The sequence below is a fragment of the uncultured Campylobacter sp. genome, from assembly GCF_938017615.1.
GTDB lineage: Bacteria > Campylobacterota > Campylobacteria > Campylobacterales > Campylobacteraceae > Campylobacter_B.
Window position 1 is genome coordinate 1 of the sequence record NZ_CALIJA010000091.1, and the last position, 23,036, is coordinate 23,036.

Annotated in this window: 18 protein-coding genes and 1 pseudogene; 6 read left to right on the forward strand and 13 right to left on the reverse strand. The window is 48.3% G+C overall.

The window, feature by feature from the left end; genetic code table 11:
* Both Q0620_RS04100 and Q0620_RS04105 read left to right on the forward strand, forming a co-directional pair.
* A partial coding sequence (locus tag Q0620_RS04100; RefSeq protein ID WP_298783323.1) for a ribose-phosphate pyrophosphokinase occupies positions 1 to 900 on the forward strand: 900 nt, incomplete at its 5' end.
* Between the two features lie 18 nt (positions 901 to 918).
* Entirely contained in the window at positions 919 to 1,515 is a 597-nt protein-coding gene (locus Q0620_RS04105) for a 50S ribosomal protein L25/general stress protein Ctc (RefSeq protein WP_009389805.1), read from the forward strand.
* A gap of 80 nt (positions 1,516 to 1,595) precedes the next feature.
* On the opposite strand, the gene Q0620_RS04110 is transcribed toward Q0620_RS04105, so the two are convergent.
* Positions 1,596 to 2,870, reverse strand: a complete 1,275-nt coding sequence (locus Q0620_RS04110; protein WP_298783324.1) for an acetyl-CoA hydrolase/transferase C-terminal domain-containing protein — start codon at positions 2,868 to 2,870, stop codon at positions 1,596 to 1,598.
* A gap of 117 nt (positions 2,871 to 2,987) precedes the next feature.
* On the opposite strand from Q0620_RS04110, the gene Q0620_RS04115 reads away from it, so the two are divergent.
* Positions 2,988 to 3,398, forward strand: coding sequence for a BrxA/BrxB family bacilliredoxin (locus Q0620_RS04115; RefSeq protein WP_009389807.1), 411 nt, complete (start codon positions 2,988 to 2,990; stop codon positions 3,396 to 3,398).
* Positions 3,399 to 3,615: 217 nt separating this feature from the next.
* Positions 3,616 to 3,813, forward strand: a pseudogene (locus tag Q0620_RS10850) (1-acyl-sn-glycerol-3-phosphate acyltransferase); the annotation flags it as partial.
* A gap of 4 nt (positions 3,814 to 3,817) precedes the next feature.
* On the opposite strand, the gene Q0620_RS04120 reads toward Q0620_RS10850, so the two are convergent.
* The gene (locus Q0620_RS04120) at positions 3,818 to 4,339 is read right to left on the reverse strand and encodes a hypothetical protein (RefSeq protein ID WP_298783325.1); all 522 of its coding nucleotides are present in this window, start codon (positions 4,337 to 4,339) and stop codon (positions 3,818 to 3,820) included.
* Positions 4,340 to 4,436: 97 nt separating this feature from the next.
* Here Q0620_RS04120 and Q0620_RS04125 point away from each other — a divergent pair, with 97 nt between their 5' ends.
* Positions 4,437 to 7,880: an acyl-[ACP]--phospholipid O-acyltransferase gene (locus tag Q0620_RS04125; RefSeq protein WP_298783326.1), complete on the forward strand. Its 3,444-nt coding sequence runs from the start codon at positions 4,437 to 4,439 to the stop codon at positions 7,878 to 7,880.
* 772 nt (positions 7,881 to 8,652) lie between these two features.
* On the opposite strand, the gene fldA is transcribed toward Q0620_RS04125, so the two are convergent.
* The 5 genes from fldA to nifJ all read right to left on the reverse strand — a co-directional run bounded on the left by fldA (position 8,653) and on the right by nifJ (position 15,179).
* Complete coding sequence (fldA, locus tag Q0620_RS04130) at positions 8,653 to 9,144, reverse strand: flavodoxin FldA (protein ID WP_298051385.1); 492 nt, start codon at positions 9,142 to 9,144, stop codon at positions 8,653 to 8,655.
* Positions 9,145 to 9,155: 11 nt separating this feature from the next.
* Positions 9,156 to 10,391: a hypothetical protein gene (locus Q0620_RS04135; protein ID WP_298783328.1), complete on the reverse strand. Its 1,236-nt coding sequence runs from the start codon at positions 10,389 to 10,391 to the stop codon at positions 9,156 to 9,158.
* Complete coding sequence (locus tag Q0620_RS04140) at positions 10,384 to 10,707, reverse strand: DUF2325 domain-containing protein (protein WP_297945424.1); 324 nt, start codon at positions 10,705 to 10,707, stop codon at positions 10,384 to 10,386. The genes Q0620_RS04135 and Q0620_RS04140 overlap by 8 nt, the downstream gene beginning before the upstream one ends.
* Positions 10,708 to 10,825: 118 nt before the next feature.
* A complete protein-coding gene (locus Q0620_RS04145; RefSeq protein ID WP_298783329.1) occupies positions 10,826 to 11,518 on the reverse strand; it encodes an aspartate/glutamate racemase family protein in 693 nt (230 codons plus the stop codon).
* A 79-nt stretch (positions 11,519 to 11,597) separates the two neighbouring features.
* The gene (gene nifJ / locus Q0620_RS04150; RefSeq protein ID WP_298783330.1) at positions 11,598 to 15,179 is read right to left on the reverse strand and encodes a pyruvate:ferredoxin (flavodoxin) oxidoreductase; all 3,582 of its coding nucleotides are present in this window, start codon (positions 15,177 to 15,179) and stop codon (positions 11,598 to 11,600) included.
* Between the two features lie 775 nt (positions 15,180 to 15,954).
* On the opposite strand from nifJ, the gene Q0620_RS04155 reads away from it, so the two are divergent.
* Positions 15,955 to 17,124: a sugar transporter gene (locus tag Q0620_RS04155; protein ID WP_298783331.1), complete on the forward strand. Its 1,170-nt coding sequence runs from the start codon at positions 15,955 to 15,957 to the stop codon at positions 17,122 to 17,124.
* A 282-nt stretch (positions 17,125 to 17,406) separates the two neighbouring features.
* Here the strand turns inward: Q0620_RS04155 and ttdB are convergent, their stop codons facing one another.
* The 6 genes from ttdB to larC form a co-directional block, all read right to left on the reverse strand.
* Positions 17,407 to 18,018 (reverse strand): L(+)-tartrate dehydratase subunit beta, encoded by a 612-nt coding sequence (gene ttdB, locus Q0620_RS04160; protein WP_298783332.1) that lies wholly within the window; start codon positions 18,016 to 18,018, stop codon positions 17,407 to 17,409.
* Positions 18,015 to 18,914, reverse strand: a complete 900-nt coding sequence (gene ttdA / locus Q0620_RS04165; protein ID WP_298783333.1) for a L(+)-tartrate dehydratase subunit alpha — start codon at positions 18,912 to 18,914, stop codon at positions 18,015 to 18,017. Before ttdA ends, ttdB begins: the two co-directional genes overlap by 4 nt.
* 98 nt (positions 18,915 to 19,012) lie before the next feature.
* On the reverse strand, positions 19,013 to 20,338 hold the full coding sequence (locus Q0620_RS04170; RefSeq protein ID WP_298783335.1) for a DUF2809 domain-containing protein: 1,326 nt from the start codon (positions 20,336 to 20,338) through the stop codon (positions 19,013 to 19,015).
* An 86-nt stretch (positions 20,339 to 20,424) separates the two neighbouring features.
* On the reverse strand, positions 20,425 to 21,171 hold the full coding sequence (gene larB, locus Q0620_RS04175) for a nickel pincer cofactor biosynthesis protein LarB (protein WP_298783338.1): 747 nt from the start codon (positions 21,169 to 21,171) through the stop codon (positions 20,425 to 20,427).
* Positions 21,158 to 21,940 (reverse strand): ATP-dependent sacrificial sulfur transferase LarE, encoded by a 783-nt coding sequence (gene larE, locus Q0620_RS04180; RefSeq protein WP_298783336.1) that lies wholly within the window; start codon positions 21,938 to 21,940, stop codon positions 21,158 to 21,160. The genes larB and larE overlap by 14 nt, the downstream gene beginning before the upstream one ends.
* Positions 21,912 to 23,036: nickel pincer cofactor biosynthesis protein LarC (gene larC / locus Q0620_RS04185; RefSeq protein ID WP_298783337.1), on the reverse strand; the 1,125-nt coding region annotated here is incomplete at its 5' end. The genes larE and larC, both read right to left, overlap by 29 nt.

Below are 23,036 nucleotides of genomic sequence, written 5' to 3' on the forward strand. Positions count from 1 at the left end.
AAAAGTGTAGAGCTGGCTGAAAAAATTGCAGAAAAATACGGTACTACTCTTGGCGAAGTGAAACTGTCTTACTATAGCGATGGTGAATTTCAGCCTTCATTTGAGGAATCGATACGCGGAACGAGAGTTTTTTTAGTATGCTCTACTTTTCCTAACGCTGACAACTTAATGGAGCTTTTGCTGATGCTTGATGCAGCTAAACGCGCTTCGGCTCGACACATCACAGCGGTTATGCCTTACTTCGGTTGGGCACGCCAAGATAGAAAAGATAAACCACGTGTGCCTATAGGGGCTAAATTAGTGGCTAACTTATTGCAAGCTGCAGGTGCTACCCGCATAATGACGATGGACTTGCACGCTGACCAAATACAAGGTTTTTTTGAACGCCCTGTAGATCACCTTTTTGCTTCGAGTATTTTTCTACCTTACCTCGAAAGTCTGAACTTAGACAAACTGTGTATTGCTTCGCCCGATATGGGAGGTTCTAAAAGAGCTTACGCTTACTCTAAATTCTTGAAAAGCGAAGTGGTAATCTGCTACAAGCAACGAAAACAAGCTAATGTTATTGAAACAATGGAGCTTATAGGCGATGTAGAGGGAAGAAATGTGGTGTTAGTAGATGATATGGTAGATACAGCTGGCACACTGGTGAAAGCAGCGCAACTGATGAAAGAAAGAGGTGCTGTGAGTGTGAGAGCAGTAGCTACACATCCTATCCTTAGCGGGAATGCTTATGAACGGATAGAAAATTCGGCTTTAGAGGAACTGATAGTAACGGATTCTATCCCTCTGAAACAGCCATCGAAAAAGATAAGAGTACTCTCTTGTGCAGAACTTTTTGCTGATGTAATGTATAAAGTGCATCACAATGAGGCGATTAGTTCGAAATTTATTATGTAACTTAATATTTATAAATAAATGCAATCAATTACAATCAAAGGATCTCAAAGAGAAAGCGTGGGCAAAGCAGCAAGCAAAGCCTTACGTAATGCTGGACAGGTACCTTGCGTATTATACGGAGGAGACGATGTTCTGCATTTTTCAGCACCAGAATTAGCATTCGCTGGCATCGTGTACACTCCTAACGTGTATACAGCTACGATTGAAGTAAATGGTAAGAGTTATACTGCCATTCTGCAAGACATTCAGTTTGACCCTGTAACTGACAAAATCATTCACATTGATTTCTATCAACTTAACAAAAACAAAGAAATCACTATAGAAGTGCCAATCCAAATACAAGGTACTTCGCCTGGTGTTATGGCAGGGGGTACTCTACGTGTGGTAAATCGTAAGCTAAAAATTAAAGCTTTACCAGACAATCTTCCTGACTTTATTCCAGTAGATATTTCAGCTCTTGAAATGGGTAACCGTTTGTACATCACTAAGTTGCCTCAAGAAAACTACAAGATTATGCACCCAGATAACACTGTAGTTTGCCAGATAAGAGTATCTCGTGCTGCTATGAAAGCCGCTCAAGATGCTGCTAAAGCTGAAAAAGGTAAGAAAAAATAATCTTATTTTTAGGGTAAATAAAAGAAAAACCATAACAAATTATTGTTATGGTTTTTTTATTGTGAATTTTGATATACAGATTAATGAAAGAAGACAATATCGTGGGCTGCTCTCTCTAAGGCTTCGCGGTGGTCGGGGTGGGCGATAGCGATAAGGGCTTTGGCTCGCTCTTGTAGGCTCTTGCTGAAAAGCTCGGCTACCCCATATTCCGTTACGATATATTGTACGTGGGCACGAGTGGTTACCACTCCAGCTCCTTGCTTTAAGAAAGGGACAATCTTGCTTTCTCCTTTATTGGTAACCGATGGAAATGCAATGATAGACTTACCGCCCTCGCTGAGCATTGCTCCTCGTACGAAATCTATTTGACCACCAAAGCCAGAAAAGATAGTTGTACCTATAGAGTCGGCACATACTTGTCCGGTAATATCCACTTCGATAGCTGAGTTAATAGAAATCATTTTAGGGTTCTGCCTAATCACTGAAACTTCATTAGAATACGAGGCTTCTGTCATTTCAACAGAAGGGTTATGGTCGATAAAGTCATACAACTCTTGTGTGCCCATAGCAAAAGAGGCTATGATTTTTCCTTTGTCTATCTTCTTTTCATAGCCATTGATAACCCCTTTTTTCACCAAATCGAGTACCCCTTCGGTCAGTAGCTCGGTGTGGATACCTAAGTTTTTGAGGTGCCCCATTTCTGCCAATGTGGCATTGGGGATATTGCCAATACCCAGCTGTAGGGTGCTACCGTCTTCGATAAGCGGCACTATATGGCGGGCTATTTGGGTTTCGATAGCGTTGGGTTCGGTGAGATGTAGCGAGAAAATAGGCGCATCGTGCTCTACGAGAAAATCTATTTCATCTACGTGCAAGAGGGCATCACCATAGGTGCGTGGCATCTGCCTATTGACTTTGGCAATTACGTATTTGGCGTTTCGGATAGCAGATTTTGAAGCCTCGACACTTACGCCCATAGAGCAAAATCCGAATTTATCAGGGGGAGAAACTTGTATGAGAACAACATCTACTTTTATGTGTTTTCTATCAAAAAGCAAAGGCATATCGCTTAAGAAAATAGGGGTATACGAACCGTTGCCTGCCTTGATGATATGCCGTACATTGCGCGAAAGGAAGAAGGAATTGACGTAGAAACTATCTTTGTATTTGGGGTCGGCGAAAGGGGCATCACCCTCGATATGGATATGCCCTATGGTAACATTGCGGAGCTCAGAAGCCCGTTTAACGAGGGCATCTACTAATATTTCGGGAACTGCAGCTCCCCCCTGTATATAGACGAAATCGCCACTTTTGACTACCTTTAAAGCCTCTTCAGCCGTTGTAATTTTTGTCATTATATTATCAATTTCAGTTAGCGGCTCAAAGATACTACATAAAAACCAATTGACAAAATGTTTCGTAATATAAATTTTTTTACTACCTTTGCCGCAAATTAAAAAAAGCGAAATATTATGTATCCACCAGAATTGGTAAAACCTATGATAGAAGAACTGACTTCGGTTGGTTTTGAAGAATTAAAAACGGCAGCAGCTGTAAAACAAGCTATTGAGCAAGAAGGCACTACCTTAGTAGTAGTGAACTCAGTATGCGGTTGTGCTGCGCGCAATGCCCGTCCGGCAGTAATCTATAGTTTGCAAAACGCAAAGAAACCAGACCATCTGACCACTGTATTTGCAGGGGTAGATAGAGAGGCTACTGAAGAAGCGCGCCAATATATGTTGCCTTTTCCGCCATCATCGCCTAGTATTGCCCTTTTCAAAGACGGCGAATTGGTGCATATGTTAGAGCGCCATCACATAGAAGGACGTATGGCTGAAGTGATAGCAGAAAATCTTCAGCAGGCTTATAACGAATATTGTTAATAACTTTTTTCTACATTACACTTTGCTAAGGTACAGCTACTTTGGCAAAGTTTTTTATTTCAATACTTTTATGATGAAAATACTATCTTACCCTCTTAGTGTACTTCATTACTTGCTTTACGGCTTTTTATTGCTTATTTTTCACCCTATACAATGGGTCTGTATTCACTTTATAGGACGAAAAGCCCACAAAGCAGTCGTCGATTTTCTGACGCTTATGCTTACTAAAATACTGTTAGTAAGTGGTAATTGGGTGCGTTTTTCGATTGAAGCTCCTTTACCTAAGAATGCACCTATCATATTTGTGCCAAATCACCAAAGTTTGTACGATATTCCGCCGCTAATATGGTATTTGCGCCATTATAGTGTGCGTTTTGTAGGCAAAAAGGAGTTAGGAGGAGGTATACCGAGCATTACTATCAACCTGCGCAATAATGGTTCGGTACTGATAGACCGTAGTCGTCCGCAAGATGCTGTACCGCAGCGTCCGTCTCGGCGTTTTTGGGAAGGACGATGTGAAAGCCGCGATCAAACGCCAAGAAAAAATTCTCCCCGTCCGCAGCGATTCGATTTAGCGAGCGCGCGGCAAATTTCTCGCTTGCGCGCGGCTCGCCCTTTGAAAATGAAATTTCATCCTCGCCCGCGATAAATTCCATCTCTATGTTCGAGTTTTGCGATAGTTTAGCAGCATCCAGATGCTTTCTTAGCATGCGGCGGTAAAATTTCGGATAAAAAATAAGCCACGCCGCACCCAAAATAACCGACGCCACGCTCGCAATCGGCGCCGTTTTTAAAAGCCCGTCGATGATGATGCCAACGAGCAAAAACTCAAACGGTATGGCGTAGGTGCTGACTAGGCGCTGTTTGCGCGCCTTTTTGCTGTAAAGCAGCATAAATTTATTGAGGTTATCGACGTCGCGATTTGTGATTTGCACTTTCATATTTTTCCTTTAATTTTTGCGTAATTGTAGCGAAGCCGCCTTAAATTTGCGTCCGTTAACTTCCGTGAGATAAAATCCCGTTTTTAAAGGAGCGCCCGTGAAATCTTTATTAAAAATCAAAGGATTTTTGCCGTTTTTGGCGATTATGTTTATCAACGCAAGCGTCGATCTGGGCCATAAAATCACGATTCAAAACGTCCTTGTCAAAAGTGCCGATTCTGGCGCTCTCATCGCCCTTACCTCGCTTGTAAATTTGCTGATTTTGCTACCTTACGTTTTTCTTTTTAGCGCCAGCGGCTATCTCAACGACAAATTCTCGCGTACTCGCATCACGCAGATCTGCGCGAAACTCGGCGTCGCGCTTACCGCGCTCATTACGCTCGGATATCTGTGCGGATGGTTTTATTTCGCATTTTTTATGACGATCCTGCTTGCGGCGCAAAGCGCGATCTACTCGCCCGCTAAATACGGCCTGATTAAAAAAATCGTCGGCGCGAAAAATTTAGGCGCGGCAAACGGCCTCGTGCAGGCTCTTACCATCATCGCGATTCTACTTTCATCTCTTGTTTTTTCGGTGATTTTCGAGCTGTTTGCGACGCGCAGCAGCGACGCGGGCGAGCTGATGAGCTCGGTTTGGTTCATCGGCGTACTTTTAGTCGCAGGCTCCGCGCTTGAAACATATTATTCGTATAAAATTCCATTCTTCGACGCCGCGCAACCGCAGGCGGAATTTAACAAAGACGACTATCTTAAGCTTCGCTATCTAAGGCAAAATTTAAATTTTGTGCTAAAAGACAAAAACGTCCTGCTCTGCACGCTCGGACTTTCGATGTTTTGGGCGGTCTCGCAGCTCGTGATCGCGACCTTTCCGGCTCACTACAAGAGCCTTAGCGGCAGCGATAACGTAATGGTGATCCAGGTGATCTTAGCTCTTAGCGCGATCGGAATCGCGTTAGGCTCGATCTTTGCGGGCAGCTACTGCAAAAAACATATCGAGCTTGGTATCGTGCCGTTCGGCGCATTCGGGCTTGCACTCGCGCTAATGGTGCTAGCCAACGCGCACTCGGTATTTTGGCTCGGCACGGCATCATTTTTCTTCGGATTTAGCGGCGGAATTTTCATCGTGCCGCTCAACGCCGTAATTCAGTTTTTTACCGCCGATGAACGCATGGGACGGGTGCTCGCGGGCTCAAATTTCATACAAAATATCTTTATGGTGCTGTTTTTGCTCATCGCCATCATCTTGGTGCATTTTGCGGTCGCCAGCGGCGAAATTTTCGTTATGGCTGCTCTTTGCGTTCTTATCTGCGGGATCTTCGGCGCGAAATATCTGCCACAGCTTTTCGTTAGAATTTTACTCATTCCGTTTATGAAATTTGGCTACCAAGTCCACGTAGACGGTATCGAAAACATCCCGCAAAAAGGCGGCGTGCTGCTTTTAGGCAACCATATCAGCTGGATCGATTGGGCGGTGGTGCAGCTTGCATGCCCGCGCGGGGTGCGCTTCGTAATGCATCGCAGCTACTACGATCTGTGGTATTTGAAGTGGTTTTTTAAAATTTTCCGCGTCATTCCGATCGGAGCGGGCGTGAGCAAAAGCGCGATCGAAAGCATCCGCGAGGCGCTAAATGCTGGTGAAGTAGTGGGGCTCTTCCCCGAAGGACACATCAGCTACAACGGCCGCATAGACGAGTTTCAAGGCGGGTTTGAGTTAGCCGCGCACGATACGAACTCCGTAATCGTGCCTTTTTATATCAGAGGGCTTTGGGGATCGACGTTTTCGCGCGCCAGTGAGCATTATAAAAGAACGATCTCGCAAAGCGGCAAAAACGCACTTCGCGTAAGCTTTGGCGCGCCGATTGGGGCAAATTCCAAGGCGCACGAGGTAAAGCGCGCAGTAACGGAGCTATCGTTTTTCAGCTGGGGCAAATATCTCGCAAGCCTAAAGCCGCTTGCCTACAACTGGCTAAATCAAGCCAAAAAATCGCCTTTTAAGCGCGTAGCGGTCGATAGCACGGGAGTGAGCTTCACAAATTTAGCGATGATGAGCGCCGTTTTGATACTTCGCAAAAGGCTAAAGAGTCGCATAGATAGCGAGGAAAACGTCGGTATCGTTTTGCCTAGCTCGGTCATCGCAAGCGCCGTAAATTTAACGCTTTTTGCGATGGGTAAAACGAGCGTAAATTTAAACTACACGCTAAGCGAGGAAAATTTAATCTACTGCGCGGATAAAGCAAATATCCGCACGATCATCAGCTCGCGAAAATTCGTAGAAAAACTCAAATCAAAGGGCTTTGAGCTGGAAAGCTCGATCGGCGATCGGCTCGTGTACCTTGAGGATCTAAGCGAGGGCGTCTCTAAAAACGAGCGCATAGCCTGCGCGCTAAAATCGCTGCTAATGCCTAAAATTTTATTTCGCGCGCTGTATTTTAAGCCGCACGCGATAGAGGACGTAGCGACCATTTTATTTAGCAGCGGCAGCGAGGGAAAGCCCAAAGGCGTGGTTTTAACGCATAAAAATATAATGGCGAACGTCCGTCAAATTTCAGAGCTCATAAACGCCACCGAGCACGACGCGATTTTAGCGTCGCTGCCGATCTTTCACTGCTTCGGGCTTACCGTAACGACGCTCTTTCCGCTAAACGACGGAATTTTAAGCATCCACGTGCCCGATCCTACGGACGCCTTTAGCGTCGGCAAGATGAGCGCAAAATACGGCGCTACGATAATGTTCGGCACGTCAACGTTTTTTAGGCTCTACACCAAAAACAAAAGGCTCAATCCGCTTATGCTGGCAAGCATCCGCCTGGCGATTGCGGGCGCGGAGAAGCTAAACGAAAATGTCCGAAAGGAATTTAAGATAAAATTTGGAATCGAAATTTACGAGGGCTACGGCACGACCGAGACTGCGCCGGTGGTGAGCGTAAATACGCCGAACGTCCTCGAGCCCGATTTTTTCAAAGAGCTTCACTTCAACCGCGAAAAGAGCGTCGGCTTGCCGCTTGCGGGCACGGTCATAAAAATCACCGATCCCGCCTCGCTGCAGCCGCTATCAAACGGGCAGGAGGGTCTTATCTTAATCGGCGGACATCAGGTTATGAAGGAGTACTACGATGAGCCGGCAAAAACCGCCGAAGCGATCGCACAAATAAACGACGTGCGCTACTACAAGAGCGGCGACATCGGCTATATCGACGACGACGGGTTTTTATTTATCACCGACCGCCTCTCGCGCTTTGCTAAAATCGGCGGCGAGATGATTAGCCTGGGCGCAGTAGAAAGCGCCGTGAGCGAAATTTTAGGCGAGAGCGCGATCTATTCGTGCGTGAACCTAAAAGACGAGAAAAAGGGCGAAAAGATCGCTCTGCTCTACGTGGGCGAGACGAGCGAGGATGAAATTTCGCGCCGCCTGAATGACTCCGCGCTGGCGCCGATAATGCAGCCAAGCGTCGTGAAAAAGGTCGAGCAAATCCCGGTGCTCGGCAGCGGCAAGGTAAATCTCAAAGCGGTAAAGGATCTGGCGATAGAGCTGGGACTGTAAATTGCGATCTTTTAAATTTGTATTCTAAACTTTAAATTTACACCTTGCTGCGTATTTCTGCGAAGTAGCGTAAAGAGTAAAATTCCTCTTTTAAATTTATTCTTTGTCGCGCCGCAGGGCTTTGCGGCTTTCGCTCCTAGCGGCGGGCGATCTCGCGGGTTATGCTGCGGTTTATTTAAAGAATGACAGCTGCACGCGGCTGCGGCGCCAAATTTATGTTAAATTTTACGGACAGACGGCAGCCGCTCGCTGCGCAGATAGACAAAATTTTACATTAAACGGCGAGCGAAATTTCACGGCAGAGCTGCGACGAGAATTTTAACGGTATGCGCGTGGAAATAAATTTAAATGGCGTATGTGCGGCGAGAAATTTTAGCGACATCGATTCCCGCTTCGCCGCTTATAAAATTTGCAAATTTTATTTCCCGAACGTTCGCCGATTATTATGCCGATGAAGTTTATAAATCCGCTTGCGCTATGCAAACTCTCGGCTTCATTCTTCCGCCGTCACAAAGGCTAAATTTTTTCTAATCACGCTACGTGCGCCTCCAAGCAGGTCTGTATTTACATGAGCGCAAAAGTATCCAGCAGCTCTAAATTTAAAAGATAAATTTCATTCGTGCAGATTAAAATTTTAAAATTTCAAAGCCCAATCTGTTTAAATTTAACCGAAGTCGGCAGAGCTAAATTTTAAAAAGGTCTAAGCTTTAATGATTTTAAAAAAGATGAAAGTGCCGCGAAGCGCACGCTTCGCGGCAAATTTAAAGGAGGACTATTTAAAAGATGGAGCGATCTGCGCTACCCACGCCTCGATGCGGCTCTCGGTGAGGTCGCTTTGATTGTCATTATCTAGCGCGAGGCCAACGAATTTGCCGTCCACTACGGCCTTGCTCTCGTCAAATTCATATCCGTCGGTAGGCACTGCACCTACGATATTTGCACCCGCTTTTTTGAAGTTGTCGTATAGCTCGCGCATTGCGTTGCAGTAGGCGTCGCTGTAGCTTGAGCTATCGCCCATGCCGAAAATCGCGACAGTCTTGCCCGCGACATCAAGGGCTGAGAAATCAAAGCCCGCCCAGTCGTCTTGTAGCTCGCCGTCGTTCCATGTAGAGCTGCCAATGATGAGCGCGGTGTATTTATTTAGATCTGCAGGCGCGATGTCCGCGACGTTTTTTAACTCGTTTTCTACGCCTAGCTTTTCGGAGATTAGCTTCGCGGCGTCCTCAGTATTGCCCATCGAGCTTCCAAAAATAATTCCAACCATTTGGTATCCTTTTAATAAATTTTGTCGGTGAGCTTGTATGGTACTAATTTCATAATGAAATTTCCCTTAAAGCATTCGCTTTTTATCTCGACGTGGCGGTTAAAATTTTCATTTTTTGGATAGACAAGATACAGGGCATCGAGGTTTGCTCCGCGGCAAAGCTCTAGCGCTTTTTTTATATCATTATCATAAATGGCTGAATTTTGAGGTAGAATTTTTTTAAAGCTCGTAACCACGCCTAGGCTAAAACCGCTCTTGCGAACTACGATGAGCTCGCCCGATTTACCCACAAGCTGCAGCTGTGCGCCTGCATTGCGAAGCGCGATTTTGCAAAATACGAAGTTGCAAAACGCATCGTCTCCGTTTAGCAGCAATCCGCTACGCAGACTCACGATTGCGCTAGTTAGCTTATAAGCGGGCTTGGCGGCAAATACAGGCAGCGGCATATCGCGCAGATAGGCAAAGATTATCGCATTATCCGCCGTACAGAATTTCACGGCGGGCTTGAAGCGGTAAATTTTGCGAGCACCGCGCCTAAGTTCGGAAGCGATAAAATTTAAAAATGCCGCTCGAAACTGCGAAGCGCCCTTTAAATTTGCGGGCAGAATTCTATAATCCGCATTAACGTTAAAATTATATAGAGCTAGTATCGCTCGCGCTCGCGAAGCCGCATCATAATCCCGCAGCGCCTCTGGCGCAATCTCGCGCCCGTTCGCATCAAAGCCAAAAATTTCGCCGCAAAAGAATTTTTTATTAAAAGCTTCAGCATTTAAAATTTCATCATCAATAAGCTCATTATCCTGCTGCAGATCCACTTTTTGGCGTTTTTCGCGTGCTGCGATACCTCGTTTTGACACGGCAGTATCTCGTAACAAAGCTGATTTCTCGTCCGAGCGCTTAGCGCAGAGAAAATTCTTTTGCGCGGAGCCAGTGTCGTAAAAAGCCCTTGCTATAAAATTCCTATTTGCGCCGCCTTTTTGCGCACTCTTTGCAACGCACGGCTTAGAGGCATTATAATTAAGTGCGTCCGATTTACCAATTGAAAACTTTTTAAATTTGCCGCTAAATTTCTTACTTTCGACGGGCGCAAGACAAGTAGCGTTAAATTTACTAGAATTTAAAAAATCCTTGAAATTTAGCTCGCCTGTTTCATCGTCGTAAGCATTTGATCGCGACGCAGTGCACGATTTTTTAACCGCTTGCCTGGGCTTGCCGGCATTACTTAAATTCCTTGGAATTTTAATCATCTTCGCAAGGCTTGCACCCGAATTCTTGATTTAAATTGAAAACCTTACAGTATTCGCAAAATACGCAGCTAACGCTTCTTTTAGCGCATACGAGCGGGATTTTGCGCTTTTTTACTTCACCTTTGATTTTTTTCATCGTGTTGTGGTTTAAAAAGCTCGTAAGCATAACGACGCACTCGGTATCTTGCGGGATCGGCTTGCGATTTACGCGATTTTCGTTTCGTGCGTCCCAGTGCTCGATGTTGCTCGCGCCAAGATCTTTTAAAACCGCCTTAATGGGTGTAATCTCATCTGCTCCTATAACTAAAACATTCATTTCATCCCCTTTTATGATTGATATTCGTTATTATAACAGAGAAAGATTAAATTTAACTGATAATGTATATAAAAATTTAAAATTATAAGCCGGAATTTTACCGGCTTATATTTGATATTTACTCGCCTAAAGCTAGACTTACTGCCGCATCGATGTGGATCTGCGTAGTATCGAATAGCCACGCGGCGGTATCTACTTGCGATACGAGCAGCCCAATCTCCGTGCAGCCCAGTATCACTCCCTGCGCGCCGCGAGCCCTAAGTCCTTCAATAATCCGTAAAAATTTCTCTTTGGAGTGCGGTAAGATTTTACCGAAGCAAAGCTCATCAAAAATTACTTCGTTTACCGCTTCCATTTCGTCCGCATTTGGCACGAGTACCTCTACGCCGCCATCTATCAAGCGCTGTTTGTAAAAATCCTGCGTCATCGTGTAGATCGTGCCGAGCAGCCCTACTTTTTGCACGCCACGTTTTCGCAGCTCACTTAACGTGGCGTCCGCGATATGCACGAAAGGCACGGATATAGCGGCTTTTATCGCCTCGTAGCACTTATGCATCGTATTGGTGCAAAGAAAAATATAATCCGCTCCGCCACTTTGCAAAACCCGCGCGTGACGAGCTAAAATTTCACCCGCCCTGCCCCACTCATTATCTCTTTGGCACCGCTCGATCTCGTCAAAATTTAGACTACTTAGCAGAATTTCGCCGCTACTTAGCCCGCCTAGACGCTCGTTAATTTTGCGATTGATCCCATCATAATAGGTAATCGTAGATTCGTAACTCATGCCGCCGATTAGTCCGATTTTTTTCATGGATTTTCCTTTTGGAATTTAACGAAATTCCTGGGTCACAAATTCTGCGACCCGGAATTCTAAAAATTAACTACAACGCTTAAGCATTCTCGCTCGCGACGCCCGCAGAGATAACCTCATCGCCGAAATCGGCATTCGCAAGCCGTTTGAGCTGGCGGTAGCGCCTCATCGCATCGGCTTTATTTGCTTCATAAAGCTTGCCCGCGTGCTCCGGATCGATCTTTTTAAGCGCGTTGTAGCGCACTTCGTTTAGCAAAAATTCCTCATAAAGGCTCCAGTCCGGCTCTTTGGATGAAATTTTAAGCGGATTTTTGCCCTCCGCCGCAAGTCGCGGATCGAAGGTATAGGTCGGCCAATAGCCGCATTTGCTCGCAAGCTCGGCCTGATCGCCCGAGCTGCCCATGCCGCCTTTGATGCCGTGCGCGATACACGGCGAATACGCGATGATAAGGCTAGGTCCCGGGTAAGCCTCCGCCGTCATGATCGCTTTTAGCGTCGCGGCTTGGTTTGCGTTGGAATTTACCTGCGCGACGAAGATGTTACCGTAGGTCATCGCGATCTGGCCGAGGTCCTTTTTCTGCACCGCCTTACCGCCAGCGGTAAACTGCGCGATCGAGCCGCGGCGGCTAGCCTTGGAGCTCTGTCCGCCCGTGTTTGAGTAAACCTCCGTATCTAGCACCAGCACGTTTACGTCCTCGCCGGTAGCCAGCACGTGATCGAGCCCGCCGTAGCCGATGTCGTAGGCCCAGCCGTCGCCACCGATGATCCATTGCGATTTTTTATTTAGATACTGCTTAAGTTCTAAAATTTCACGAACCCCCGGCGCGTCTAAATTTTGTTCTAGTAGCGGCACAAGCCTATCTCTGATCTGAGCGGATTTTAGCGTATCGTTTCTGTTTTCGATCCAGTCGTGATAAAGCGCCTTTAGCGCGTTTGGCACGCTTGAGAGCGAGCCTAGCATAAGATCCTCGATCTTATGGCGCAGCGTCTCGCTTGCGATCTTCATTCCCAGCCCGAACTCCGCGTTATCCTCAAAAAGCGAGTTCGCCCACGCGACGCCGCGACCGTTCTCGTCCTTGCGGTACGGCATCGAAGGCGCCGATCCGCCGTAGATCGAGCTACAGCCAGTGGCGTTGGCTACGATCATATGATCTCCGAAAAGTCGCGTGATCAGCGTGATATACGGCGTCTCGCCGCATCCCGGGCACGCGCCGTGAAATTCAAAATACGGGCGGGCAAAGCCCACGCCCTTGACGCTTGATCTGTCCATCAAATCGTCTTTGTATCTTACGTGCTCGAATAAAAAGTCTGCGCTTTCTTGCTCGCCCTTTGCGAGTTCTTCTTCAAGCGGCACCATGACGAGCGATTTTTCCTTGCTCGGGCAGTTTTCGGCGCAGAGCGCGCAGCCCGTGCAATCTAGCGGGCTTACTTGGATCTTGTATTTTAGCCCCTTTAGCTCCTTGCCCTTGGCTTCTAGCAGGTGCTCTTTTAAATTTAAAGGCGCGGCGGCCTCGTCCTTTTCGTCTAGTAAAAAAGCTCTAATTACGGCGTGCGGGCAGACGAAGGCACACTGGTTGCACTGGATGCAGTTTTGCTCGATCCATTTAGGCACCACAACGCCTACGCCGCGCTTTTCAAATCGCGTGCTGCCTGCGTCAAACCCGCCGTCCTCGTGCCCTAAAAACGCCGACACCGGCAAGCTATCGCCGCGTGCTGCGTTCATCGGTTTTACGATCTTTTCTATAAATTCGTCGCCTCTGTATTTATCGTTCGTATCCGCCGCGTCATCTTTCAAATTTACCCACGCAGGATCGATCGCTACCTGCACCAAAGCGTCCGCGCCCCTATCGATCGCGTCGCAGTTCATCGCCACGACCGCCTCGCCCTTTTTAGCGTAGGTTTTTTTGGCGTATTCTTTCATATAGCTTTGCGCCTGCTCAAACGGGATGATGCCGCTAAGTTTGAAAAACGCCGATTGCATGATCGTATTGGTGCGGCCTCCGAGTCCTATCTCGTGCGCTAGTTTGGTGGCGTTTAGAATGTAAAATTTTACCCGTCTTTGGGCTAGAATTTTTTTGACCTTGCTCGGAAGCTTTGCCGCCGTTTGCTCGGCATCCCAGATGGAATTTAAAAGGAAGGTGCCGCCTTCGCGAATGCCCCCGATAACGTCGTAGATGTCCAGATACGCAGCGACCGAGCAGGCGACGAAATGCGGATCGGAGACGAGATAGGTCGAGCGGATCGGCCTTTTGCCAAAGCGCAGGTGCGAGCGCGTGTAACCGCCCGATTTTTTGCTGTCATAGGCGAAATACGCCTGCGCGTAAAGATCGGTTTTATCGCCGATGATTTTGACGGAATTTTTATTCGCGCCCACGGTGCCGTCCGCGCCGAGGCCGTAAAACAGGCACTCGGTCTCATCCTCGTAGCCGAGCGAAATTTTATCTCCCACGGGTAGCGACAGATGCGTCACGTCGTCATCGATGCCGATAGTAAAACCGTTTTTAGGCTCGTTTGCATTTAAATTTTCATACACGGCGATTAGCTGTGCGGGATCAACATCCTTGGAGCTTAGCCCATACCTGCCGCCCACGATGAGCGGAGCGTCCTCGCGCTCGTAAAATGCGGCTTTTATGTCCAGATACAGAGGCTCGCCGAGGCTGCCGGGCTCCTTCGTGCGGTCGAGCACGGCGATTTTACGCACGCTTTTAGGCATCGCGGCGAAGAGATATTTGAGGCTGAAAGGCCTGTAGAGATGCACTTTTAGCACGCCCACCTTCTCGCCTTTCGCGTTTAGATGATCGACCACCTCTTCAAGGGCTTGATTAACCGAGCCCATCGCGACGATCACGCGCTGCGGCTCACTTGCGCCGTAATAGACGAAAGGCGCGTACGACCGCCCCGTGATCTTTGAAATTTCGCTCATATACTCCGCGACGATGTCCGGAAGCGCGTCGTAAAATTTATTAACTAGCTCGCGCGTCTGAAAATATACGTCGTCGTTTTGCGCCGTGCCGCGAGTTTTAGGATGTTCGGAGTTTAGCGCGTCAGCTCTAAATTTACGCACGGCCTCGCGATCGAGCAAGCGATCAAACTCGGCATAGTCCATCACCTCGATCTTTTGAATTTCATGGCTCGTGCGAAATCCGTCGAAAAAGTGCAAAAACGGCACTCGCCCCTTAATCGCCGCAAGATGCGCGATACCGCCCAGATCCATCACCTCCTGCACGCTGTCGCTTGCGAGCATCGCAAAGCCGCTTTGGCGACAGGCGTAGACGTCTTGATGATCGCCGAAGATGGAGAGCGCCTGTGCCGCAAGCGCACGCGCCGCAACGTGAATGACGCCCGGAAGCATCTGGCCCGCGATCTTGTACATATTTGGAATTTTTAGCAAAAGCCCCTGCGATGCGGTGTACGTCGTCGTAAGCGCGCCCGCTTGGAGTGAGCCGTGCACGGTGCCCGCCGCGCCGCCTTCGCTTTGCATCTCGACCACTTTAACGGGCATGCCGAAGAGGTTTTTCTTGCCCTGCGACGCCCAAATATCGGTGTAATCCGCCATAGGCGAGCTAGGCGTGATCGGATAGATGCCCGCAACCTCGGTGAAGGCGTATGAGACGTAAGCCGCCGCCTCGTTTCCGTCCATCGTTTTCATAACTTTTGCCATTTTTAGTTCCTTTGGAATTATCAAATTTCGCTAATTTTACATATTTATTGCTTAAAAATTTAAATGCTTCACAAACCGAATAAAATTCTAAAGCTTTATCACAGCAGGCGGGCTACAAGCGCGATCTGCTGGCAGTTTTAGACGAGCATTACGGACGATTTGAGACGGCTCTTTCTCCGCTTTGAAAATAAATTTCTGCGTACTTTAAGCGCAGATCGCAAGCAGCGGGTAGAGATTAATGCAAATTTAGCCGTCTGACTCGAAATTCTAACCTAAATATCAAATGACGGGAATGCGCGAAAATTAAGAAATTTAAAAATGCACTTGCCACAAGATAAAAAGACCTCATATCGCAACAAGACTGGATAATAAAATTTAGCCACTACAAAGCCTCAACCGCCATACGCATCCAAGCTCAACGTAGCGAAATTTTATTTATGGCTTATAACATCGCGGTATATAAAATTTCAGCGCATTCTGCCAAATACAAGAAATTTTATTGCCATCTGCCGAGCGCGGTGCAAATTTCATTTTAAATTTTCATTGATTGATCGCTACGTGAATTTTACCACACGCGACTTTGCGTTTTGAGCGTAAATTCTATTTCCGCAAGCTGCGCGGAGGATAAATTTAGCTATAATCCTCCGCTTAGATTTGGCACGAAACGCGGCACGGAATTTAAAATTTTAAAATTCCGAGCAGAACTCGAAAAGCTAAAAACCGCTAAATGCGCTAAACTTAAAGTCTAAATTTAAAAGCTAGAAAGAGAAAACCGATGAACGTCCATAAAATCGCTTATACGAGAGTTGTCGCGTTAGCGTTTGCCGCCTTTATTTTTAACACGACGGAATTTATCCCCGTGGCCCTGCTAAGCGACATTGCGGCGGATTTTAAGATGGATGTTACGAGTACGGGCCTAATCATCACGATCTACGCGTGGGCGGTGAGTATCCTTTCGCTGCCGTTGATGCTGCTTACTTCAAAGCTCGAGCGCAAGAGGCTACTTTTGCGGCTTTTTGTGCTGTTTACGCTAAACCACGTCCTGGTAGCCATTGCGTGGAATTTTGCCGTTTTGGTAATCGCGCGACTGGGCATCGCGATTTCGCACGCGATCTTTTGGTCGATCACCTCATCGCTCGTCGTGCGCGTAGCGCCGATAAATAAAGGCTCTCAGGCTATCGGCATGCTGGCTCTTGGGACATCGCTAGCCATGGTTTTGGGGCTTCCTTTGGGGCGCGTAGTCGGCGAGCTTTTTGGCTGGAGGATTACGTTTTTCGCAATCGGCGCGCTTGCGGCGGCCGAGGCGCTGTTTCTTTGGAAAATTTTACCGTTTTTGCCAAGCCGCCGCGCGGGCTCCCTTGCGAGCCTGCCGATGCTTGCAAGGCGCCCGATGCTGCTTGCTTTGTATCTGCTGACGTTTTTGATCGTGGGTGCGCATTTTACGACCTACAGCTACGTCGAGCCCTTCGTGGCGAAATTTAATCCCGCAGGGGGTCACTTCGTAACCTACGTCCTGCTTGCATTCGGCGCTTCGGGAATCGCTGCGAGCGTGCTTTTTTCAAAGCTTTACCGCCCTTTTCCAAACGCCTTTTTGATCTGCTCGATCCTCTTTATCCTAGCCTCGGTGCTGACGCTAAAAGCTTTTGTCGCAAATGACGCGGCGCTGCTGCTTGCAGCTTTCGTCTGGGGAGTGGGAATTTTTGGCTTTGGGCTTTGTTTGCAGATTAGGGTTTTGGCGCTAGCTCCCGACGCTACCGACGTCGCAATATCGATCTACTCGGCGATTTATAACGTAGGCATCGGCGGCGGAGCGCTTTTGGGACATCAAGTCGCAACGAGATTCGGGCTTGAACACATAGGCGAGGCGGGCGCGATACTGGGCGCGCTAGGGCTTGCAAGCCACCTCTATGCAAGCGTAAAATTCGTGGAGAAAAATAGCGCGTAGGCTAAATTTACGAAAGAGCTTCGGCGAGATTAGCGCGCGCTTTTAGTCCGCGCTTTAAAACGGCGGCTTTGCGGGTCTAAGTTTTTAAAATTTATCCCTGCGATTAGCTAAATTTGCAGATAAATTTAATCTCGCGCTTAGCCCCACTGGCTGTTTTATTCATCATTCGCACCCGCGCCATATCCGCCCAAAGCTCTTAAAATTTACCCCTCGCTACAGCGATAAATTTTAAAATTTAGCGACAGAGTGCAAAAATTTAAAGCGCGAGCCGCCAAAATTTAACTACTTTATAAACCCGACCTGCGGTAAAATTTCAGCTAGCGCCGCGTCCTTTTTCTCGTTAAATTTTACCTTGTTCTGCTCAAAAAGATTATTTCCGTGCGCGTCAATCGAGACGATGAGCGGGCCAAACTCCTTCACGCGGCACTTCCATAGCGTCTCTGGCATCCCAAGCTCCGTCCAGTCCGCACTCTCGATCTCCTCGACCTGCGTCGCGGCCACCACCGCGCAGCCCGCAGGAAATACGCAGTGTATCGCGCCAAACTCCTTGCAGCCGCTCATCGTGCCCTCGCCCATGCCGCCTTTGCCGACAATGAGGCGCACGCCCGTTTTAGCGATAAATTCGCGCTCAAATTTCTCCATCCGCATGCTAGTCGTAGGTCCGACCGAAACCATCTCAAAGCTTTTTTCGCCCGTTTTTCTGATGATCGGCCCCGCGTGCAGGATCGCGCCGCCTCTGATATCAAGCGGTAGCTCGCGGCCCTCCTCTACGACGCGTCTGTGCGGCACGTCGCGGCAGGTGACGATGTGTCCGCTGAGGTATATGACGTCGCCGATTTTGATGTCGGCCAGATTCTCGGCCTTGATCGGCGTGGTTAAAATTTTCTTACTCATAGCGCGAACTCCTTGTGCGATTTTACGGCAAAGCTTAGCCCCGCGTCCCAGACGATGTGGCCTTTGCGGTGCGACCAGCAGCCCACGTTTACGGCGACGGCGATGACGCTGGGGTGGCGGGCGCAGTTTTCGATATGCACGCCCATCACGGAGCTTGCGCCGCTCATGCCCTGCGGGCCCAGGCCGATTTTATTGATGCCCTCTTCGAGCAGCTTTTCGGTTAGCGCGGCGCGTTCGTTTTGGTTACGCGAGCCAAGCGGCCTCATCAGCGCTTTTTTAGATAGCAGCGACGCCACGTCGATCGAGGTGCCTATGCCTACGCCAACTAGCAGCGGCGGACAGGCGTTTATGCCGTAGCTGGTCATTATGTCCATGACGAATTTCACGACCCCTTCGTAGCCCATGCCGGGCATCAGCACGGTTGCCTTGCCGGGCAGGCTACAGCCGCCGCCCGCCATGTAGGTGTGTATCTCGCACTCGCCGCTATCCGGCACGATCTCCCAAAAGACGCTCGGCGTGCCCTTGCCGACGTTTTTGCCGGTGTTGTACTCGTCAAATGTCTCGACGCTGTTGTGACGCAGCGGAGCCTCGCGCGTCGCTCGCAGTACGGCCTCTCGCAGCAGCTCCTCAAGCTCGCCGATGAGCGGGAAGTTCGCGCCGCAGCGGACAAAAAACTGGATCACGCCCGTATCCTGGCAGGACGGACGGTCTAGCTGCTTAGCTAGGCGCTGGTTTTCAAACATCGTTTTGTAGATCTCCCTTGCCAGCGGCTGCGTCTCGCGCTCGGCGAGCTCGCTTAGCTTCGCCGTCACGTCGTCAGGCAGCACCTTGCCCGTGTAGCCGACGAATTTCGCCATGACCTCGGTCATTTTTTCTACGGCTTTTTCTTTATCCATCGCTTCTCCTTTTAAATTTCATCCTCGAAAAACGGCTCGGGATTTTTAAGTAACCAAAGTACAAACAGATATCTAAATTTACCTATATCTTCGGCACTTCAGCTCTTTCTTAGATCATAAAACATTTTATCAAGCGCGTCGTCATTTAGCTCATCTAACCTATTGCCTAGCTTAAAATATTTTTTAATTTCGGCGGCGGTTTTATCGGTATACTCATCATCCCATAAAATCCAACTTCCATATTCCCCGTTGTAGTCCCAGTACCAGTATAAATTAGTAGCCGCATGTATCATTTTATACTGCACGCTATCTTTTTGCCTTAAGAATTTCATCCAAAAATCATAGGTAAATTTACTGTATTCTTGCGGATCATACTTTTCCATATCCGTTGGATACTCGGGCACATATAGATATTCCAACCTTTTGCCGAAGCACCGCCAAACAGCTGTTTCTTCATCTGGTGATTTTGGTATAGTATTGTATATTATAAACGGCGTCATCTTATCCAAATCCCCCGATGTCTCTAATTGCATATGATATAAACCAAACATTAGCTTTTGCTCTGGATTAATAACATACTTTGATACTCTAGGCAGCATGTAATATATGTAATTGCACATTACGCCAAAATCAGTATTTAAAACCTCATTCATCTCTTTGGCATATTTATAAAAATAGGATCCAGGGTGGGCTATAATTATTAGTTTCTGATGCGGTTTTAAATTTTTATATACATACCACATAAAATTTCTAAGCGGCGTCTCGCCCTTTTTGTTTTTAGCGTTTATGTCGCCGCCTTGCATGATGATCCATTCGATTAAATTTGCGCCCATATACACATAGGGCGAGTTTGGGTCTTTTTTCTTGATATTTTTGTCCGCATGAAGCATATGCAGTATCGTGTTGCCGTCTTTGTCGGTCGCATTTATATCACGGGTTTGGAATACTTCTTTGATCTTTTTTTCATTGCCGTTACGCAAAATTTCATTAAAATTTTTAGGCAACCTTTTACGCCTCCATATTCGCGCCTTATCATAAATGATACTTTCAGATACGTAAGCTAAAACACAGCCTATTGCGTAGCAGATAATGTCCGTCCAATCGAATGTTCCACCAAAAATTATCCGCAATATAGAATTTTGTACGCCTAAAATTTCAAGCACTTTAAAATATTGTGCAGTTTCGATAACTAGAAAGAGGGCAAAGATTGCGAGCGCTAAGGCTTTAGGCGATAAATGGTATGAAATTATGCTAATTGCAGCCCTCACGAATGCATAAAATAAAATGGCTGCCATAATGCCTTCAAAGCCACTATTTGGACCTGCAACAATGTAAATTGGAATTGCTAAAATCACAAGTTTTGCCGCGGCGTCTCCATAATCGCACTCGCTTGTTTTTAGTTCGCTTAAAATTTTATCTTGCAACTTTTTCCTTTTAAATTTACTCGTCAAATTTTACATTCGTATACTTAAATTTAGTCTGTTCATTCAGCAGAGCGGCGGGCGTAAATTCACAGATGATTTATCAGGCTCGCGTTATATGCGGCGCCAAAGCCGTTGTCGATATTTACGACGCTAACGCCGTTTGCGCAGCTGTTTAGCATCGCTAGTAGCGCCGCCAGCCCGCCAAAGCTAGCCCCGTACCCCACGCTGGTGGGCACCGCGATCACGGGCACGCTAACAAGACCCGCTAGCACGCTAGCTAGCGCGCCCTCCATGCCCGCCACCGCGATCACGACCTTTGCGCCGCGTATCTGCTCTAAATTTGCGATCAACCTGTGCAGCCCCGCCACGCCCGCGTCGCTAAATTTGCGCACGTCGTTGCCTAAAAATCTCGCCGTCTCGTACGCTTCCTCCACTACCGCGCCGTCGGCGGTGCCTGCGGAGACTATCGCGATGTAGCTTTGCGTGAGTGCGGGCTCTTTAAATTTGACGCTGATGACGCGGCCGCGAACGTTAAACTCCGCCTGCGGTAAGATTTCGCGCAGCCGCTTGAAAACCCGCTCGTTCGTGCGCGTGATTAGGATATTTTGCCGCCTTGCGCCGATCGCACCAGCGATGCGTAAAATTTCATCATCCATCTTGCCCTCGCCGTAGATCACCTCGCCCGTGCCGTTTCGCAGGGCGCGCTGAGTGTCGATCTTGGCGCAGCCCACGTCCTCGTATGGGTAGTTTTTTAGGTATTTTAGCGCCTCTTGCTCGCTCACGCGGCCGCTTTTTATCCCGGCAAAAAGCTCTAAAATTTCATCCTCTCTCATGCAAAACATCCTCTCTAAGCCCCTTCAGATCGAGCGTCACATCGGCTGCACCCAGCATAACGAGCTGTCTAACGACGCTTTTAAATTTAGCGTCGTTTAGAAAGTCCCGCATGCTAGCAAAGGGCATTTGCAGCTTTATATTTTTGCGGTCGCACCGCGCGCGGACGTTTGCGTAACCGCTTGCGATGAGCAGATTTTCCGCGGCTTCTATCAAATTTAGCTCGCTCTGATCGATCTCGCGTCCGTGCGGTAGGCGCGTTAGCAAGCACGCATAGCCGGGCTTTTCGGCGGTGGGTAAGCTTAACTCGCGCGATAGCTCGCGGATCTCGGATTTGGTTAAATTTATTAGCGGCGAGAGCACGCCTAGCTCCTCTTTGGCTTTGAGCCCCAGGCGGTATTCGCCCAGATCGTCTCGGTTCGTGCCGTCTGCGACGCGGCTAAATCCAAGCTCGCGGGCGTGCTCGATTAGACGCGAAAATACCGCCTTTTTGCACAGATAGCAGCGGTTTTCGGGGTTATATTTGATCCCCTCTACGACGCCGAGTTCTAAAATTTCGTGTCGGATGCCGTAAAATCTAGCAAATTCCACGGCTTCGGCGATCTCGCGCGAGGACATGTAGGGCGATCTTATCGTTATACCGATCGCTCGCGCACCCAGCGCGTCGTGCGCCACTCGCAGTAGCAGAGAGCTGTCCGCGCCGCCGCTAAATGCGACTGCTAGCTCGCCCAGCCCGCGCAGATCAGCCTTTAGTTTTTCTAGTTTCGTCATAGATTTTCAGCGCCTCTTTTCGCACCAGATCTATCGTAGTGCCGTGCGCGAGCGCCGCGGCCTTACACTCGTCAAATTCCGGCTTTGCCTTTTGCGTTTGGCAAGTGCCGGAAATTTTAAGCCCTATCTCGCCGAATTTCGTCTGCACCCGCGCAAATTCGCGCTTTAGCTCGGTTTTAGCAACCTCTACCTCGCGAACGCCGATCGCCGTCGTGTGCGTAAATATAAGATCCTTTAAATTTTGCGCGTCCTGCTCGCGGCACAGCGCGTTTAGCTCAAGGCCCATGCGCCCCTTTTTCATAAAAATAGAGCGGCTAAACACGTCCAGCGCGCCGTTTTCGCGTAAAATTTCGCACGCAAAGGCAAAGCTCTCGGCATCCATATCGTCGATGTTCGTGGAGATCAGAATTTGCTTGCAAACTGCGCCGTAGCCGGTTTTTTCGCTTAAATTTGACTCGCCGCTTTCATCGTTCAAATTTTCATCCGCCTCGCAGATCATCGCGCGAAGTACGTTTGCAAAGCCCGCGGCGTCTTTGCTACCCGCGCCGTAGCCGATCTTTTCTATTTTAAAGCTCGCGCCGTCCGCAAACTCATCCGCACAAGCCTTTAAAATCGCCGCTCCCGTGGGCGTAGTCATCTCGAAATTTGTGCGTCCGAGGCTTACGGGCACGCCTTTTAAAATTTCGCAAACGGCGGGTGCCGGCACGCTAAGCTCGCCGTGATCGCAGATCGCTACGCCGCCGCCAAGCTCGATTTTGGAGCTTAGCACGCGCGAAACGCCGAGTTTTTCAAAAAGATACTCAAAGCAGATCGCCGCGCCCACGACGTCCGCGATGCTATCGATCGCGCCAAGCTCGTGGAAATGTACCCGCTCTACGTCCGTGCCGTGGACTTTGGCCTCGGCCTCGACAATGGTGCAAAATATCGCGCCCGCTCTTTGTTTGCAGCTTTGGCTTAAATTTGAACTCTCTAAAATTTGTCTTATATCGGCGTAGCTTCTAGCGTGAGGCTGCGATTTTAGCGGCACTACGTCGATTTTGGTTGCGGCAATGCCGTTTTTTAGCATGTTTTTGCGCACAAGTTTAAATTCGCCGGC